Below are 17,710 nucleotides of genomic sequence, written 5' to 3'. Positions count from 1 at the left end.
TTATATTTTTTTGATTTTAAAAAGATTAGCGAAGATAAAAGCGGGTATTGTCTGAACCAGGATTTTTAGGATTGAATGGATTACCCTGATGGGTGCCGAAGATCAAAGCGTAGATATTCGTTAATATCTTCCAGATAAAAAACAACATAACACCCATCAAGGTAATCCATTCAATCCTAAAAATCCTGGTTCAGACAATACCCGCTTTTATCTTCGCTAATCTTTTTAAAATCAAAAAAATATAATCAGGGTAATCAGTATAATCAGCCTAATCGGGAGAAAGACTATTACCTTTGTAACCTTTCCACCACCTTCTTTAGCGTAAGCCCCTGCGCAATGATAGAGAACAGCACCACAAAATAACTGGCGGAGAGAATAGTTTCCTTGTACGGAGATTCCGGTAAAGACAACGCCAGTGCAACGGAGATGCCCCCACGTAATCCTGCCCACACCAGTATAGTAATGCTTTTATAGTTGGTTCTTAAGGAACGTTTTAATACAACTGCCGGAATGGTGATACTCAATGCCCTGGCTATTAATACGAATACGGTAGCTAATAAGCCGGTGAGCCAGTAGTTTTTGAGGAACGGCATGATCACAATTTGCAGGCCTATCATCACAAATAAAATGGTGTTCAATAGTTCATCGATCAGGCGCCATACGTTATGAAAATAATGTTGCATGTCTGCCGACTGTTTGGTACCCAATGAAGTATTTCCCAGGATCAATCCGGCAGAAACGGCTGCCAGTGGAATAGATACGTGTAATATGGCTCCCAGCACAGATATTACCATCACCATAGATAAGGATACCATCACAATAATCTGGAAATCATCTACGCGTTTCATTGTTCGGTAAGCTACTATGGCAGAGATTACACCCAGCATAATACCACCGAATACTTCCTGTGAAAACAAGGCTGCTGCGTACGAGAGGGAAACATGTGTATCTGTTTGCCCGGCTACTTCTTTTATAATAACAAACAACAAAATGCCTGTACCATCATTCAGCAGCGACTCTCCGCCGATGATCGTTTCCAGTGCCGGTGGTACTTTGGTTTTTTTCAGGATAGACAACACCGCCACCGGATCAGTAGGTGAGATGAGTGCACCGAAGAGCAAACAATAGATCAGCGGCAGATCAATATGTAATAGTTCGGTGGCCCAATACAGGAGAAAACCGAAAATAAAGGTAGAGCCAATAACTCCCACCGTGCTTAATACCAGCACAGGATATCGTTGTTCTTTGAGCTTGTTGAAATCGAAATGCAGTGCGCTGGCAAAGAGCAGGAAGCCTAACATAACGTCCAGCAATGTTCCTGTAAAATCTATACCGCTGGTAAGGTCTTTTATGAAGGTATAAGCGTTGGGGAAAATTTTACCGGTCAATAATATCAGCACAGATAAAAGCAGTGAAACCACGATCACGCCTATTGTTCCGGGCAGTTTAATGAAACGGTTATTGATGTAAGCAATTAATGAACTAATAGTAACTAAAGCCGTTATAAGTGTAAATGTATCCATAAGCCAATCGAATAATGCCGGTTAAGCAATCAGGTTCCAAAATGATGCTGCAATAATTTTCAAGGGCTTTAAAGATAGAAAAAATGTAGCAAATCATTGATCGATCAGCAACAGGACATTATTTTTTTTTGGAAGGCTTGGCAAGCGGGTTGTATTCCAATGCCATTTTAAGCCAATGTTGCAATTGCTTTTTAGTGTGCAGTGCAGCTTCATCTACAAAAACAAAACCAGGCATTTGTTTACCACCATGTATCATAGGCTCACATCCTTCTTCTTCCAGTGCCTGCTCAGTTTTAGCAGGGTCTATCCTTACCATCATATTGTTTGCACGAACGCCGACACACATTTTATCATTGACCATAAAACATAAGCCGCCAAACATTTTCTTTTCTTCTATTGCGTGAGTCGATGCCGCAAGTATTTCGCGCACGCGGTCAGCCAGTTGTTCGTTGTGGGCCATATAGTATTTTTTTGGATGTACTAAAGATACAACTTCCTGCTAATTGCCGTATTGCTTTTCAAGCGCCTCTCTGAGGATTGTTAGTCCCTCGTAAACATCATCCCGTTGCACATTGGTGAAGAAGATATAGGCCCTGTCAGCTTCTTTTATAATATGTACTTCAGTAATAAATGTGCCGGGATTGCCTGTGTTTTGAGATACCAGGTGATTGGCTTCATTGTATTGCCAAAACCAGCCGGCAGCAAAGGTGGGAAGGCCATAATGAAGGAATGAAAATTCGGCTGCTGTGAGCAGATCAGATTTTCCCGCCAGTCCCTTTAGTTGTAATTGAATAAAGCGTGTATAGCCGGGCAGGCTAACATTGATATTACCTGCTGCCAGCAGCCAGTTTAGTTTATAATTGTTAGCAGGTGGTGCTGGCTGCCCGTTTCTATCATGTCCCCATGTTTGTGTACTGTCCGGGTAATTAGGGTTGCCGAATCTGAAGCTAATGTGCAACTGCTTACCCAGTTCCCGGATCAGTTGTTTGTATGTTTTATGCGATACCTTTTCCAGCATCAGTCCGGCGAGAGAATACCCGGCATTGGAGAAGTTAATCTCCGCAGTATCAGTTACCGGTGGCTGTGCCAGTATCCAGGCGGCAAATGCATATCGTTGTTGTGCTTCATTGCCCTTGATTTGCGCCGCAGTGGGAGCTTCGTTGGTGTAGGTGTAGTGCGGCAGTTTATTGCGGAAGGTGAGTGCCTGTAACAGCGTAATGTTATAATACGCAGGATTGCTCTGTGATTGCAGTTCCGGATAAAGGGCGAAAAATTTAGTATCCCATTTAATAGCTCCTTTTTTTACCAGCAATGCTGCTACCATAGCCGTGATAGCTTTGGTGTTGGAGCCAATCCGGAACCTGTCGTTGAGGGTAGCGGGTGTATGCAGTTTTTTATCTCCCAGCATCTGTATCTCCAGTATGCTGTCTGCAGATACCACGGCATAGCCCAACGCAGGTATATGATACGTTTGCCGGATGCTGTCAGCTAAAGCCCTGAATTGTTGTCCGCGGGTAGTAAGAGAGATGAGCAGGCAAAAGGTAAGTGCCAGTGTGGGTATCTTCATAAAAAATATTAAAGATAGATGACCTGGTTAGTATTCTCAAATTTCAAACCTATATTGTAGCAACCGGGAGCTACCATTAAAATTCTATTTTTATATGAAATCAGTATTGCCGCTGTATAATTATTTACAATTATTCCGCCCGATTCCGGCAGCAGATTGGGACATGATTCAAGCTGCATTGAGTGTACGCACAATAAAGGAGGGCACGGAATTATTACGGGAAGGTAAGATCGCCAAAGAAATGTTTTTTGTGTGCAAAGGTGTGCTGCGCATCGTAAAACGTACAGAAGAGGGGAATGATATTGTTTTGTTCTTTCTCAAAGAAAATAAGTTTTGTACTATTCTCGATAGTTTCACCAATAACATTCCTGCTAAGGAAGGCATAGCTGCCGCCTGTGATACAGCTGTGATTGTATTGACAAAAGAGCAACTGACAGGGCTATACGAAAAGCTGCCTTATCTCAAAGAGTTGATTGGTGGAATTGTACAGCAGGCACTGCTGGATAAAATTAATACACGCAATACTTATATGGGGCAGGATGCTACCACCCGTTACCGTCATTTTTTAATGCATCAGCCAGACATTGCGCTGCGCGTGTCTTTGAGCGATGTAGCTTCGTACCTGGGAATTACACAACAATCTCTCAGCAGGATCAGAAAAAATTTTCTCCCCTGATGTTTTTTACCATTTGTTAAATGTGCACTCCTTACTCCTGACGAATTTTGTACGCATAAAAAACAATTCGTTATGAGTACGCATTTAACAGGTAAGAGAGTAATAATACTGGGTGGCAGTGCAGGTATTGGCCTGGCTACGGCCAATGCAGCCGCCAGCGAAGGAGCAGACGTAATTATTGTTTCCAGCAATCAGGAAAGAATAGATAAGGCATTGGCTACATTGCCGGAAAGCGCGCAGGGGTACGCCGTTGACCTGGGTAATGAAGCAGCAGTGCGTGATTTTTTTCAGGGAACAGGATCTTTCGATCACCTGGTGTTTACAGCTGGCGACAGGCTGCTGTTGGGAAAGCTGGAAGATATCAGCAGCAGCGATGTGCAGGCAGCATTTCACTTACGTTTTTTAGGTACATGGAATGCAGTGAAGTATGGCAGTAAACATATATTACCTGGCGGCTCCGTGGTATTAACTACCGGTATTGCCGGTGCACGGCCACAGGCGGGTTGGGCAGCAGGAGCCAGTATTTGTGGTGCCATGGAATCACTCACCCGCGCATTGGCAGTAGAGTTGGCGCCTATCCGCGTAAATGCAGTATCTCCCGGTGTTGTTAAAACAGATTTATGGGCAGATATTCCGGTTGCTGAGCGTGAAGCGATATATCAAAATATTGGCAATGCTTTACCGGTGCGCCGTGTAGGCGAGGTAGCAGATATTGCACAAACCTATTTATACCTGATGCGGGAAGGATTCAGTACCGGACAGGTGATTGTAGTAGACGGCGGTGCCGTACTGGTTTAATGTACCAGTACGGCACCATCTTTACCGGCAGCAGTTAATGCGCTGCCGGTTTTTCTGCGACCCAATAATAAAATGATCAGTGCCAGTAGCGAAGAACCACACATGGTAACAGCCATTGGAGTGGCGGTATGTGTATCATACAAACTTACTACTGCCGATGCCAGTGAACCGATTCCCATTTGCAGCGCACCCATGAGTGCGGAAGCACTCCCGGCATTTTTACTGAACGGTGCCAGACACAAGGCTGATGTATTTGGATTGATGCAACCCATGCAACAGAGAAATGCAAAGAGCAACGCAATAATGCCTGCCAGCGACAGCCAGTTATTCCAGGCACATACAATAAAAATAAGACCGATGATGGTTTGACTCATCAACGCTACCGGCACTATTTCCTGGCTCTTGAAATGTTTTAGCAACCAGCTGTTTACCTGGCTGGACCCTATCAATCCAATTGATAAAAAGGCAAAAACCCATCCATAGGCTTTGTCGCTTAGTTTATAGATGTCCATGAAAACCAGTGGGGAGGCAGACACATAGGCAAACAATCCGGAAAACGATATGGCGCCTGTAAAAGCATATGTATAAAACTGCGGTTCACTCACTACTGCGAGGAAATTAGTAATAATAGGTCTTGGCTTCAATGATAAACTGGTATCCGGCTTATAACTTTCCGGCAACCACAGGATGGTGGCCAGCAGGATCAATGCACCCATCATGCCCAGGATCAGGAAAACCATGTGCCAGCCGAAGGCACTGGTCACGTAACTACCTACTGTAGGGGCTATCATGGGAGAGGTGCCTACCACCAGCATCAGCAATGCAAATACTTTGGCATTTTCCTTTACAGGGAAAAGGTCGCGTACCATAGCTACGGCGGCTACTGCGGCGGCGCAGCTGCCGATGGCCTGAATGAACCGGAGGATAATCAGGCTGTTAAGTGTAGATACATACATGCATCCCGCAGAAGATATAATGTAAAGTACGAGTCCGATGTACAAAGGTTTTTTTCTGCCAAAACGGTCCAGCAGCGGACCATACAGCAACTGTCCGGCGGATATGCCAATAAAAAAGCTGGATAATGAAAGTGCAACCCTGGTGGGGTCTACTCCCAAATCCTTACCTATCGCTGGAAATCCGGGCAGGTACATGTCAATGGAAAATGGTCCTAAAGCGGTTAGCGTACCCAATATCAGAATAAGAGAAAAATATTTGGCCCGGGTGAGTTCGTTCGTCAATGTAATCTTGCTTTATAATTTATACTGCAAAAGTATAGCATCCATTTCGCTTCCGAAAGCAGGTAATGGAAAGATAATAACAAGGAGGGGTTGGGGAGGTGCCTTTTTCAGCAGCAATAATGCAACTAATTTACCCTTGATGTACTTTTGATGTACTCCCAAATTTTGCCTCCTGTTAAATAACCCCCAACTTTATTTCTCCTGAAAAAAATAGTTCCACGTTGATCCATCACCGTTCATTGTTCACCTTTAATCATTGTAAATTCCATGAAAACAAAACTCCTGTTTTTTGGCGCAGGCATGTTCCTGTTAATCGCCGCTGTCATCTCCTGTAAAAAAGATGTTAAACAAACAGACACCCTGCAACCCCTGAATGGCAAACCTGCTGCTGTAGCAACGCAGGCAGCAGCTACCTATCAGCTGATATGGTCTGATGAATTTGACGGCAGTAGTGTAAACACGTCTAATTGGTCTTTCGAAACCGGCCCCGGTGTCAATAATGAAAGACAATACTATCAATCTTCCAATGCCAGTGTAAGCAATGGTAATCTGGTGATCACTGCCAGGAAACAAAGTGTAGGCGGACAGCTGTATACATCTGCCCGTATGAATACGGCGGGACATTTTACCACGCAATACGGACGGATTGAAGCCCGTATCAAACTCGCATCCGGACAGGGTTTATGGCCTGCCTTCTGGATGCTGGGCAATAACATTGGCTCAGTAGGATGGCCCCAATGCGGTGAGATAGATATTATGGAACAGGTAAATACCAGCAATACCATTTACGGCACTATTCACTGGTATGTAAACGGGCATGTATCTTATGGTGGTACTACCAGCACTACTATTACAGATTATCACGTCTATGCAGTGGAGTGGGATGCCAGTGCGATCCGCTGGTATGTGGATGGTAACCTATATGCCACCGCTAATATCCTGAATAGTATCAATGGCACCGGTGCGTTTCATAATCCCTTCTTCATTATCCTGAACCTGGCGGTGGGTGGCGATTTCCCGGGTCAAACGGTGGATGAAAGTAAACTCCCTGCCAGTATGTATGTGGATTATGTAAGAGTTTATTCCATTACCAATGGTGGTAGTACTGCACCTATTGGTAGTACCATTACGCTGAAAGGTTTCAATAATGCTTTTGTAAGTAGTGAGAACGGCACGCAGCCGATGACCTGTACGCGTACTGTTGCCCAGGCATGGGAACAATTTACGGTGGTAGATGCCGGTGGTGGCAAAATAGCACTGCTCAGCCAGGGTAAATATGTATCATCCGAAAACGGGGCGAGTCCTATTACGTGTAACCGTACCAGCGTGGGCGACTGGGAAAAATTTGACTGGATCGTTAATGCCGATGGCTCTATATCGCTCCGCGGAAATAATGGTAAGTATGTTTCGTGTGAAAACGGAACGCAGGCAATGACCTGCAATCGCGCCACTATCTCCGGTTGGGAGGCATTCAGGTATTAATATAGCATAGGGTGATGGATAGGGCTGGCTGTTTTTTACAGCCGGCCTTTTTGTTTGGTGATCCACTATCATGCTTAAACAATACCTCATTCAAAATAACTGAATAATTTAATGTACGGGGTATTAACTAATGAATAAAAATGGTTATATATTTGCGACTGTTACATTTTATCTGTCTTCAATGCACATGCCAGTCCCGAAAAATCTAAGCGCGTTAATATTGCTATGCCTACTATGCCAGCTATTTCCTGTTTTAGTAAAAGCACAGGAGGGAATGCCTGCCACGGTGCGGCCCTGTGGTACAGATATATTGGAGCAGCAGTGGCGGAAAGATGCCTCTTATCTGGCAAGGGAACAAGCGATCAATAATGCGATACTGAAAAAGAAATACATCACCGCTCCCGGTGCTGCCAGTACTGTGCCTACATTGGTAACACTGCCGGTAGTATTTCATATTATCAATCAGGACCCGACCGCCTTCCCTGATGTAGCCATTATACAGGCCCTTAAAGAACTGAATGATGCCTATGCAACAACGGGTGCTTTTAGTGGCGGCCGCTTTGATACAAAAATTCAGTTCTGTTTGGCGAAAACTGCTCCCGATGGCGGCAAAACTACCGGTATCGTCAGAACGCATTCTTATTTAGAAGATTTTGATAACGAGATGGAAGGGGGTAATCTTACGGCCCTGGGTAAATGGGATGGCAGTCGTTATATCAATATATGGGTAGTAAAGGATATTAAGTCGGAATACATGCAGGCCTTCGAATGTGGTGTCTGGACCCGCCTGAAAATGGGTGGTTATGCCAGTGCAGGCGGGGATATAGTGGTAGCAGGTCTTGGCGTGAGTTTAGTGGCGCATGAAATGGGGCACTATCTCAGCTTACTGCATACTTTTGGTGCGCTGGACTGTAAAAATAATGACTGCCTGGTAGATGGAGATAAGGTATGTGATACGCCTCCGGAAAGAACTATCACCGGTGGATATGCCTGTAGCATGCCCCAGAATTCATGCAGCACAGATACGCTTTCGGGCTTTACCACAGATGTGCCGGATCTGCCGGATAACTTCATGGATTATGGACAGGGCACCGGTTGCATCCTTGGCTTTACTGCCGGACAGGCAGAGCGGATGCATAATTTCATTGATGTAGCGTTAACAGGTATGCTGGCAAGCACCGTATGTAATAGCCCTTGTCCGGACAATATCACCGCCTCTTTTACACGCAGTCTGGATTATCCTGTAGTAGGGGATGCAGTTACTTTTACCAGCACCAGTACCGGCGGAAATGCCTATGAATGGTTGGTAGACGGCGTATCGAAAGGTAATACACCCACACTGCTGCTGACAGTAACCGCAAAAAAGAATTATGAAATCATTCTTCGTGTAACCAATACCGTGACTGGCTGTCATGCAACGGCTAATGATATGGTGCCTGTGAGTTGTGGCGTAGTAGCACGTTTCTGGCCCAGCAAAAGAAAAATAGCTGCTAAGGATGGAATTGAACTGGATAGTGTATTGTTTAACAATCGCTCCCGCAATGCTACCAGCTGGAGTTGGCTCATGAGTAATGATAAGGGGATGGCAGAACAGGAAGTAAGTACGGTGGAACAACTGAAATACATTTTTAAGATTCCTGGTATCTACCATGTTCGTTTAGCCGCTACCGATGGTCATTGTTTTGATACTACCAATGCGGTGCAAATCACGGTTGATGATGCTACTGCGGATGGTGCCGTTTATGTAACCAAAATAGAATGTTATCAGCAGACGAAAGTGAAGGTATCGCTGTACTTCCACAACTTCGGTTATCATACCATTCCTAAAAATACCCCCATCGCATTTTATGATGGAGATCCCCGTAAAGCCGGTACCAAAAGGGTAGGAGGGATATGGCCATTGCCTGCTGATCTTTCTGGAAAATGTTCCAGCGCGCTGTATACTGCAACTGTAGATGTAGGTCGCGCTGGTATTGATACCCTGGCCGTGGTACTGAACGATAACGGCACTACGCTGCCTTTAGTGCTGCCTAATACCGGCCTGGAAGAGAGTGCCTATGGTAACAACATCAGTATTAAAAACAGTTTTAAATTTAAAGTAGCACTGACTCCTGCGGACTACACTCTTACGCCGCAACAACAGGTAGTATTGAAACCAGTTGGAGCCAACGGTAATGTTCAAAGTGCCGTCTGGGATGCTTCTCCTTACCTGGATTGTACGAATTGTGTGAACGCTACTTTTACCGCACCTTACAGAAAAGATACCGTTGCTACTGTAAGGGTAATGGGATACACGCAGAATGCCTGTTATGACAGTACTATTGCTACTTTGCATATACCTGTGGTAGATGATTATACAGTAACAATGAAAAATGTGGATTGTGCCAAAGGGGATAGTTTACATATTGATTTCTCCCTGTGTAATTTATATGCCAAAGGAAATATTCCGGCGCAGTTATCAGTGGACTTTTTTGACAGAGCACCGGCTGATCCCTCAGCGGCCTTGCTGGGAACGGGTTTTGTGACACCGATGTCCAGTATCGGTAACTGCGTTGCCTATGGTAGTTATATCAAACATACCACTACCGGTAATGTATTTGCCATTGTAAATAAAGATCCCACCATTCATGCACCGGAAACAGGTTTGAATGAAGCGAATCGTGCTAACAATACGTTTGTATGGAATTATGTGACGCCGGTATTGTCTGTTTTTCCGAAAGACACTGTTGTATTCCGGAAAGCGACTTTCCCTTTGTACTACAGTATTTCTACGTTTACCCCCACCGATATACTATGGCAAAACGATATCGCCTATACGTTGAGCTGCAATAAATGCGCTGTACCCAGGGCGTCTATGCTGGACAGTGCTTTTGTAGGTGTACAGCTTACTAATAAATATGGTTGTGTGTTAAAGGATCAGCAATATGTACGCATTTTTCCACCGGACTTTACTATCCGGCTGCTGCAAACTAATTGCTACGATAATGATCATGTACTCGTGAAATTCAGTATCTGCACAAATAATGGTTATGATAGCATTCATGCCAGGTTGCCGGTTTCTTTTTTCAACGGGGATCCTGCCAATGAAAAATCACAATTATTATCTCCATTGTTTTATACGCCTGTAACAGCAGGTGTTTGCCAGGAATTTACGCACGTAGTATCCGCGCCACGAAGCAATGAGATTGTAGCGGTGGTAAACAGTAAAAATGGCTTTGTGATAGATGAAACCAATTACGCAAATAACCTGGGACCTGCTGTGTATACACCTTTCACGGTGTCGCTGGATCGTTCCTGGATTGAGCTGCCACGACCAGCCACTGTAGGCTTATATTCGCGGGTGAATGGAGGCCGGGCTTCGGCCTATGCCTGGACGCCGCAGGATGGGTTGTCGTGCTTTAACTGCCCTAATCCTCTTGCAGCAGCCACTTCTTCCATGAAGTATATTGTTATGGCAACTAATGAATACTATTGTACAGATACAGCTTCCGTATACATTAAAACGTTTACCAATTTCGGGGTAACCATGCCTAATGCTTTTACACCAAACGGCGACGGACAGAATGATTGGTTTTATGTGATAGGTAGCTGGGATATCAAACTGTTGCGGGATTTTACCATCTTTAACCGGGTAGGCAATAAAGTATTTGAAGCGCATAACACACCTGCAAACGATAGAAGCTTTGGCTGGGACGGCAATGTGAAAGGGGCTCCTGCACCAATGGGTACCTATGTATATTTTGCTACGGTAGAATTGCTGGATGGCAGTACGCAGCTGATCAAGGGTGCAGTGACGTTGATCCGCTAAAACTATTTGGAGCAATTAATATAAAAAGAAAGCCGGTTCTCAATGCAAATTGTCTTACTCCCGATTAGGCTGATTATACTGATTACCCCGATTTTTTTATTTTGATTTTAAAAAGATTAGAGAAGATCTAAGCGGGTATTTATCTGAACCAGGATTTTTAGGATTGAATGGATTATCTTGATGGGTGTTATGTTATTTTGTTTGGAAGATATAAGCGAATATTTCCGCTAAGATCTTCGGCACCCATCAAGATAATCCATTCAATCCTAAAAATCCTGGTTCAGATAAATACCCGCTTAGATCTTCTCTAATCTTTTTAAAATCAAAATAAAAAAATCAGGGTAATCAGTATAATCAGCCTAATCGGGAGTAAGACAAATTCTTTATCTTCGCGGCCGTTCGTTACCATTCTATGCCAAATAAGAAAAAGAATAATTCGCAAAGCAATAGTTTTGCCATTATCGTTATACTGATCATTGCTGCATTTATTGTTACCACCTGTTCCCGGAAAATAGCCGGTGTTAAGGAGAAACATCCTGCAAAAAAATCATCTCACAGAAAAAACAGAAAACTACCCGCAGCTATTCCTTTGTTGCAGGAGGATTTTGAATCCGGTTCAAAAACCAATTATAACAGCGATGATATTACGCTCTCCAGCGGTTCCTGGGAGTTTAAAGATGCTGTTACCGGCGCATTGGAAGAAGATCATAAAGTAGGTACGCAGGCGCTTCGTATCCGGAATAACGGTATCGCCAGCATGAATTTCGATATACCGGCTAAAAGCACGGTAACGGTTACACTGAAATATGCCCTGTACGGAGATGATGATAAAGGTGACTGGGAGCTGTGGGCGTCTGTTAACCGCGGACAAAGTTATTTTCGTGTAGGCAATGCCGTTAGTGTCACGGATACCGGTTTGCATAGCGCTGCTTTCACTGTCAATGCTACCGGCTCCATCCGTTTTGATATCCGTAAAACAGATAAAACCAAAAGTCGCCTCAACTTTGATGCATTGCGGGTAACAGCCGGCGGGAAGTTAGTGTCCACTGCACCTGCACCTGCGGGAAAATCAGTTGGGGGAGATGATGATAACCTGTTGCTTGGTAATCCCAGTAATGCTACCGCTTCGCTGGTAATGGTGAATAATTACCTGATGGATAAGGGCTACTATAAATTATCCTACAACCGGGATAAGTGCACTCCTAACTGGGTATGCTGGCATGTTTGCGCACGCGATCTGGGAAATATGTCGCGTGCCAACGACTTCCGGCCGGATGCTGATTTGCCGGAAAGCTGGTACCAGGTAACACAATCCAGCTATATTGGTAGTGGGTTTGACAGGGGGCATAATTGCCCTTCCGGCGACCGTACCGCCACCAGGGATGCTAATGAGGCTACTTTTCTGATGACTAACATGATTCCGCAGGCGCCTTACCACAATCAGCATTTATGGAAGAACCTGGAGGATTATACACGGGAGCTGGTGCGGGATGGTAATGAAGTGTATGTGATTATGGGTAGTTATGGCTCCGGGGGCGTTGGCAGGAATGGCCTGGCTAAGAAGATTGATGACGACAACATCAATGTGCCGGATCATATCTGGAAAGTATTGGTAATATTGCCAGACGGGAACAATGACCTGCAGCGCATATCAAAAAATACGCGCATCATAGCTGTGAATACGCCCAATAAAAATGATGTGAATACGCATTGGACAGCCTATCTTACATCAATCGAAGAAATTGAGAAGGTTACAAAGTATAAATTATTGAACAATGTACCTGAAGCCGTGCGGCAGGAATTAGTGAAAAAAGTGGATGCCGGAGAGTAGCATTTGTGAGGCTTTCATTGCTTGTTAAAAATTTATTATGCCATTGCAATAATATATTATAAATTGCATAAAATTGTTATGTTTTTGTATTTTGTCACCAAAATGGCCGGTAATACCAGAAACAGACACGCGAAGTTGGAAATAAATCAGTTTGGCATAATTTTATTGGAAAATCATTGAAAAACTCATTGTATGTGTAACTTATTATATGCTTGAAGCGTTAGCATACAAGGTAAGCGCAAACTGATTAAGTATAACTGACCAATTAAGTTACTATGGACCTACGATTCTTCCTGATTATATCTACGTATAATATCCAGCGGCTGTGTACGCTGGGGGAAAGAGATGACCGCGTAATAAACCGGAGCCGGATGGCGTTATACAAGCAGGAAGCTATATCAGCAAAGCATTTAAACATTAATACTAGACTTAATTAATATGGGTGATAGAATGTCGGTGGCCTTGCTTGTAACAACATACAATTGGCCGGAAGCGTTGAAACTTGTGTTGGAGAGTGTTTTGGTACAAAACGTTCTCCCGGACGAGATCATTATAGCAGATGATGGCTCAGGAGAAGCTACCAGGGCTGTGGTGAATGCTTTTATTAAAAAAACGACCATTCCTGTTAAACATTTCTGGCATCCTGATGAAGGGTTTCGTAAAACGATTATCATTAATCAGGCGATCACCGGTACTGCATCTGACTATATTATTCAAATTGACGGGGATATCGTATTACATGAACTTTTTATAAAAGATCACATCAGCGAAGCGGAAAAAGGATATTATATCCGCGGTAGCAGGGTGTTACTACCTGAAGGTAAAACCCGCCACTTCCTGCGTTCAGGCACTTTTGAAGCAGTATCCACCTTTACAAGAGGATTAAAGAACAGGTTCAACTCTCTCCGCATACCGTTGCTGGCACCTTTGCTGATTAAAAAGAGTAAACGTTCCAGGAACCTCATTGGTTGTAATTGTGCCTTCTGGAAAGCCGACTTTTTAAATGTAAATGGATATAATAATGAACTGAAGGGCTGGGGACATGAAGATATTGAGCTGGCAGCACGTTTCATTAATTCAGGCCTGAGTCAGAAGAAAATAAAGCTGAAAGCAGTGTGTTATCATCTCCATCACCCTTTTAACGACCGGGTACATGAGAACATTAATTACACCGTATATCTTAATACATTAAAACAGGGGATTGCCTACTGTACCAACGGATACCATCATTAGCAGTTAGCCTGCAGTACTAATAAACTAACTGCTAATAAATTATTTGCCCTTACCTACTATATATTCTGTTACTACAAATACCGGACTGTCAGCATATTCATAAAATTACTTTAGCAACGATTTTATTTTCTCCTCTTTTGTTACGATGTCATTCATGACGTTTATATCTGTATTGTCAATTATTGCTACATACTGATGGGGTAACAGGGTTACCTATCTTTTTTCTTCCTTCATAGTTTGTGTTACCTGTGCATGCATCATTGTGATTATTAGTAGCAGCAGCGTGGCGATTTTTTCATCTTTGATAAATTGATTTCAATACAACAAAGGCGAATGAATACAGCCCTTTCCCTTTTGGCCAACATTGACCGAAAGCCCTTTTAATTAGTCAAAGCCTTCACTGGAAAATTCCTGGAAAACATGAAATCTTTTATGGTTAATGATATATCCTGATAAACTTTTTGAAAAATAGTTATAGAGCAAGCCATAGTAAACTTCCAAAACAAATAAATGAGCTGAAGAAGAAATGATTTTGTACGCAAATAAGCTGCGTAAAGTGTCACTACTTTTGATTCATACTCTTTTGAGAAGCTAAGACAGTAAGAAAATATCACCCCAAAAACTGATCTTATGCTTCTCACCCAAAAGTGTTATTGATAAGCAGATTTTTTAAATTAATTTTGCATCGTATTGAAAATAAGCTTGTTAATCATCATGTAAGACTTTTTTATGTACTGTCGTATCCCTTTGTGAGTCCCGGTTTACCTGATATTATTACAAATCTGTCTATAGATTACTAACTGGTTGGAGTCACCGGTTATTAAACTCAATTACAATGAAAAAGTTATTATCCCAAAGGGAATGCATGCTATTATTAGCCGGAAAATACATTAAAAGATGTCATTTTTAAATTGATAACCCTTATTACATCACCTGTCTGTTATTAGCTGACTATGATACTATACCTGCATCTTCTACTGTGAGTTTCTCACTGTTGTTTCATTTCAAACATAAGTTAAGGTGTTTAAAATGCACCCCGATGAGATAGCCTTATACCAAGATTACACAATTTGTATGTTTAAGAATATATTTTCAACCCTGTCACTTATGCTGCTACCTGCAATAATGCTGGCACAGCAACCTGTTCCCCGCACTGCTGAACAAGGACCTCCCGGAGTTATTCATCAGCAATGGCTGAAAAATAATCCCATTTTACAGGCAGCCGTAATTGATACCCTTAACCACCGGATAAAATCCTCCGGAAGTTTACAATACATGCCCGGAGCAGCTATCCCGCAACTTAATGCTGTTGCTGAGCAACAGTTTTTTAATCATGTGAGCAACACATATGGCGCCAGGCAGTTACAGCATGTAAAGAAAGGTTACGAGCTGTTAAAAGATACGACCCGTACCAACCGCTATCTGGATGAAAAGCTAAGAGGTTTTTATGCACTCAGAAATGAAACCAATGCATTAAACCTTATGAAAGCCGGGGCATATGGTAATCAGTTCAAAACATTATGGGGTAACGCATTCTATGACAATACACCCGGTGCAGTGGCGAAAACCGGATTCAGTATTAATATAGAAGATAACGTGGTAATAGGAAATATCCCGGTAAACATCAGTTATACAAATATTTCTGGAGTAGGTACGTTGGATCGTAACATGACAGACCAGAGCCTGAAGAAATTCTCTTTTGACAAAGCCGCTTATGTGGAGAGAATGAATGGTTACCTTAATAAATCGTACGACCTCAGGAAATATTTTCTGGAAGATATTAATGTGTCTGCCGCCGTTAAATCATTTGCAACACAACATATAGAGAATGCCTGTAGCGAAATAACGCCGCTGCTAGACCCTGCGCAGGTGGCCCAATTCAGGAACCTGATTTCAGCAGAACAACTGGTATATCTCGATAGCAATCAGATCAAACATCTTTTACTGGATAATAAAACACTGCAGCTGAATGAAGGTGAACTGACAGGCGCCTTCCCGGATACTGCACTAACAACTTCAGCGCATGCCAGCACAGTTATAGCTGCCAGGCATTACCTGAGCAAGGTGGCAGACCTGAAGTCAATGGTTGAAAAAGGCCTGGCAGCAAAAGAAACCCTTTCTGCTCAGCATGCCCTTGATAACAATGTAAAGCAACGAATGAATGATCCTGAAGCACAGCAAAGGAATATAAAGGAACTGTTACCACTTAATTTTATTCAACGCCTGCTCTTACAGACAAAGAGTCTCAATGTCGGCAATATTGCTGCCAGCGGTAGCAAAGGAGGAGTGAGCGATCTTTTTATGTCCGGAGCACAGGGGTCTTTTCTTAATAAGAACAAATTCCTGATGATGGGCTTGGGTAACCGTAATGACGGCGGCTCTTTCAAGGACCAGCATTTCTCATCTTCATTGGAACCAGCCTCATATAAGATGCAATTCCTGCAGATGGGTAAGGGAGATATAACGGAAGCCCACAGCCATGTAGCTTTGGTGAATGCCAACACCAGCAATCAAACGCGCAATGGATTTAATACACAAAGTTTGTCGCGGAATATTTTTGTGGGCGCCTTCTCAGAACAGATAGATCTGGGAGCATATGGAAGTATCGCTGCAGAAATATCCAAGTCTAATAATGAATTTAAAAATGCCGGTACCGGTAATGATTATGCACTTGCCTCCAAAACAGCGGCTTTTACATTGATGAACGACTTCTGGCAAACAGTATCAATAGGACTGGACTATACCGGTGCTATTGATGCCATGCAATTATCCCAGCGAGCCTATGTGAGCTACTCCGGACTTGGTTACAGCAACCCTGCTTCACCAGGAGCCAGCAGGGGAACGGTACGCTATGGCCTGGGACTGAAAAAATCATGGAACAAACGAAGGGTGACTGTAGGTTTTAAGATGGACCGCCAGGATATGAGCATGTCTGCCATCACCGACAGTAAATGGAAGAACAGCCAATATGCAGTGGATACCCGCATCCGGGTGAAAAAGAATTTCTCTTTGTCAGCCCGCATCGCCCAGTCGGCCATGAAAAACATTTCCGCGCATATCAGCCAAACCGGTTACCTGAACCGGCAGATAAGTGTTACTTCTCAGCTTAGTGGAAAAATGTTTGACCTGCAACAGCATAACAACATCACGCTTGGTTTTCAGCAGATGGATATCTACCCGCTTAAAAGCCTGCTGCTGAACCTGAATGTCAATCATAGTATTGTAGTAAACACGCATGTGCTTTCTGTGAGCATGTTCTATAATAAGGATATCAAAGATCAGGCGCTGTATGGCAACCTGCTTACAGCGGAAACCGGCTGGAGCTATCAGTTGGGAAAACTGTTTTCTTGCACCAGCGGCCTCACTTACCTGGATAATAAGGAGGTAGTACAGCAGGTAGGCGTGAAACAAACAGTTGCTGCAAATTTATTTAACCGGCTGAACATGAACCTTTATATGGATTGTAGAAAAAATCTGCTGAATACACCACAGAATTATCTTTTCGGAAATTTCAGCACACAGCTGGCATTATATTATTTATTGAATAAATAGAG

The 17,710-nt window shown here is 43.3% G+C and carries 11 protein-coding genes; 7 read left to right on the top strand and 4 right to left on the bottom strand.

What is annotated here, in order from left to right; genetic code table 11:
* Window positions 1-287 precede the first annotated feature (287 nt).
* The 3 genes from CLV51_RS14855 to CLV51_RS14845 all read right to left on the bottom strand — a co-directional run bounded on the left by CLV51_RS14855 (window position 288) and on the right by CLV51_RS14845 (window position 3,090).
* Window positions 288-1,523, bottom strand: coding sequence for a cation:proton antiporter (locus CLV51_RS14855; protein ID WP_106528856.1), 1,236 nt, complete (start codon window positions 1,521-1,523; stop codon window positions 288-290).
* 118 nt (window positions 1,524-1,641) lie between these two features.
* The gene (locus tag CLV51_RS14850) at window positions 1,642-1,983 is read right to left on the bottom strand and encodes a TfoX/Sxy family protein (RefSeq protein WP_106528855.1); all 342 of its coding nucleotides are present in this window, start codon (window positions 1,981-1,983) and stop codon (window positions 1,642-1,644) included.
* A gap of 39 nt (window positions 1,984-2,022) precedes the next feature.
* On the bottom strand, window positions 2,023-3,090 hold the full coding sequence (locus CLV51_RS14845; RefSeq protein WP_106528854.1) for a serine hydrolase domain-containing protein: 1,068 nt from the start codon (window positions 3,088-3,090) through the stop codon (window positions 2,023-2,025).
* A gap of 94 nt (window positions 3,091-3,184) precedes the next feature.
* Between CLV51_RS14845 and CLV51_RS14840 the strand changes: the two genes are divergently transcribed.
* Entirely contained in the window at window positions 3,185-3,766 is a 582-nt protein-coding gene (locus tag CLV51_RS14840) for a Crp/Fnr family transcriptional regulator (RefSeq protein ID WP_106528853.1), read from the top strand.
* A 72-nt stretch (window positions 3,767-3,838) separates the two neighbouring features.
* Entirely contained in the window at window positions 3,839-4,564 is a 726-nt protein-coding gene (locus CLV51_RS14835) for an SDR family oxidoreductase (protein ID WP_106528852.1), read from the top strand.
* On the opposite strand, the gene CLV51_RS14830 is transcribed toward CLV51_RS14835, so the two are convergent.
* Window positions 4,561-5,802 (bottom strand): multidrug effflux MFS transporter, encoded by a 1,242-nt coding sequence (locus tag CLV51_RS14830; protein ID WP_106528851.1) that lies wholly within the window; start codon window positions 5,800-5,802, stop codon window positions 4,561-4,563. The two genes, CLV51_RS14835 and CLV51_RS14830, sit on opposite strands and share 4 nt — an antisense overlap.
* A 267-nt stretch (window positions 5,803-6,069) precedes the next feature.
* Between CLV51_RS14830 and CLV51_RS14825 the strand changes: the two genes are divergently transcribed.
* The 5 genes from CLV51_RS14825 (at window position 6,070) to CLV51_RS14805 (ending at window position 17,708) form a co-directional block, all read left to right on the top strand.
* Complete coding sequence (locus CLV51_RS14825; RefSeq protein ID WP_211302014.1) at window positions 6,070-7,284, top strand: family 16 glycosylhydrolase; 1,215 nt, start codon at window positions 6,070-6,072, stop codon at window positions 7,282-7,284.
* A 274-nt stretch (window positions 7,285-7,558) separates the two neighbouring features.
* A complete protein-coding gene (locus tag CLV51_RS14820; protein ID WP_158267029.1) occupies window positions 7,559-11,092 on the top strand; it encodes a T9SS type B sorting domain-containing protein in 3,534 nt (1,177 codons plus the stop codon).
* A 412-nt stretch (window positions 11,093-11,504) separates the two neighbouring features.
* Complete coding sequence (locus CLV51_RS14815; protein WP_106528849.1) at window positions 11,505-12,923, top strand: DNA/RNA non-specific endonuclease; 1,419 nt, start codon at window positions 11,505-11,507, stop codon at window positions 12,921-12,923.
* Between the two features lie 438 nt (window positions 12,924-13,361).
* A complete protein-coding gene (locus CLV51_RS14810) occupies window positions 13,362-14,156 on the top strand; it encodes a glycosyltransferase family 2 protein (protein ID WP_211302013.1) in 795 nt (264 codons plus the stop codon).
* Between the two features lie 1,074 nt (window positions 14,157-15,230).
* Entirely contained in the window at window positions 15,231-17,708 is a 2,478-nt protein-coding gene (locus tag CLV51_RS14805) for a hypothetical protein (protein WP_146151290.1), read from the top strand.
* The last annotated feature ends 2 nt before the right edge of the window (window positions 17,709-17,710 follow it).

Source organism: Chitinophaga niastensis, from assembly GCF_003014755.1.
Classification (GTDB): Bacteria; Bacteroidota; Bacteroidia; order Chitinophagales; family Chitinophagaceae; genus Chitinophaga; species Chitinophaga niastensis.
The sequence above is the reverse complement of the archived record's forward strand: the minus strand, read 5'-3'. Positions and strand labels throughout refer to the sequence as shown.

Coding starts and splice junctions, on each gene's coding strand:
- CLV51_RS14805 (WP_146151290.1), top strand. CDS start 15,231: ATGTTTAAGAATATATTTTCAACCCTGTCACTTATGCTGCTACCTGCA.
- CLV51_RS14820 (WP_158267029.1), top strand. CDS start 7,559: ATGCCTGCCACGGTGCGGCCCTGTGGTACAGATATATTGGAGCAGCAG.
- CLV51_RS14855 (WP_106528856.1), bottom strand. CDS start 1,523: ATGGATACATTTACACTTATAACGGCTTTAGTTACTATTAGTTCATTA.
- CLV51_RS14815 (WP_106528849.1), top strand. CDS start 11,505: ATGCCAAATAAGAAAAAGAATAATTCGCAAAGCAATAGTTTTGCCATT.
- CLV51_RS14845 (WP_106528854.1), bottom strand. CDS start 3,090: ATGAAGATACCCACACTGGCACTTACCTTTTGCCTGCTCATCTCTCTT.
- CLV51_RS14825 (WP_211302014.1), top strand. CDS start 6,070: ATGAAAACAAAACTCCTGTTTTTTGGCGCAGGCATGTTCCTGTTAATC.
- CLV51_RS14840 (WP_106528853.1), top strand. CDS start 3,185: ATGAAATCAGTATTGCCGCTGTATAATTATTTACAATTATTCCGCCCG.
- CLV51_RS14850 (WP_106528855.1), bottom strand. CDS start 1,983: ATGGCCCACAACGAACAACTGGCTGACCGCGTGCGCGAAATACTTGCG.
- CLV51_RS14835 (WP_106528852.1), top strand. CDS start 3,839: ATGAGTACGCATTTAACAGGTAAGAGAGTAATAATACTGGGTGGCAGT.
- CLV51_RS14810 (WP_211302013.1), top strand. CDS start 13,362: ATGGGTGATAGAATGTCGGTGGCCTTGCTTGTAACAACATACAATTGG.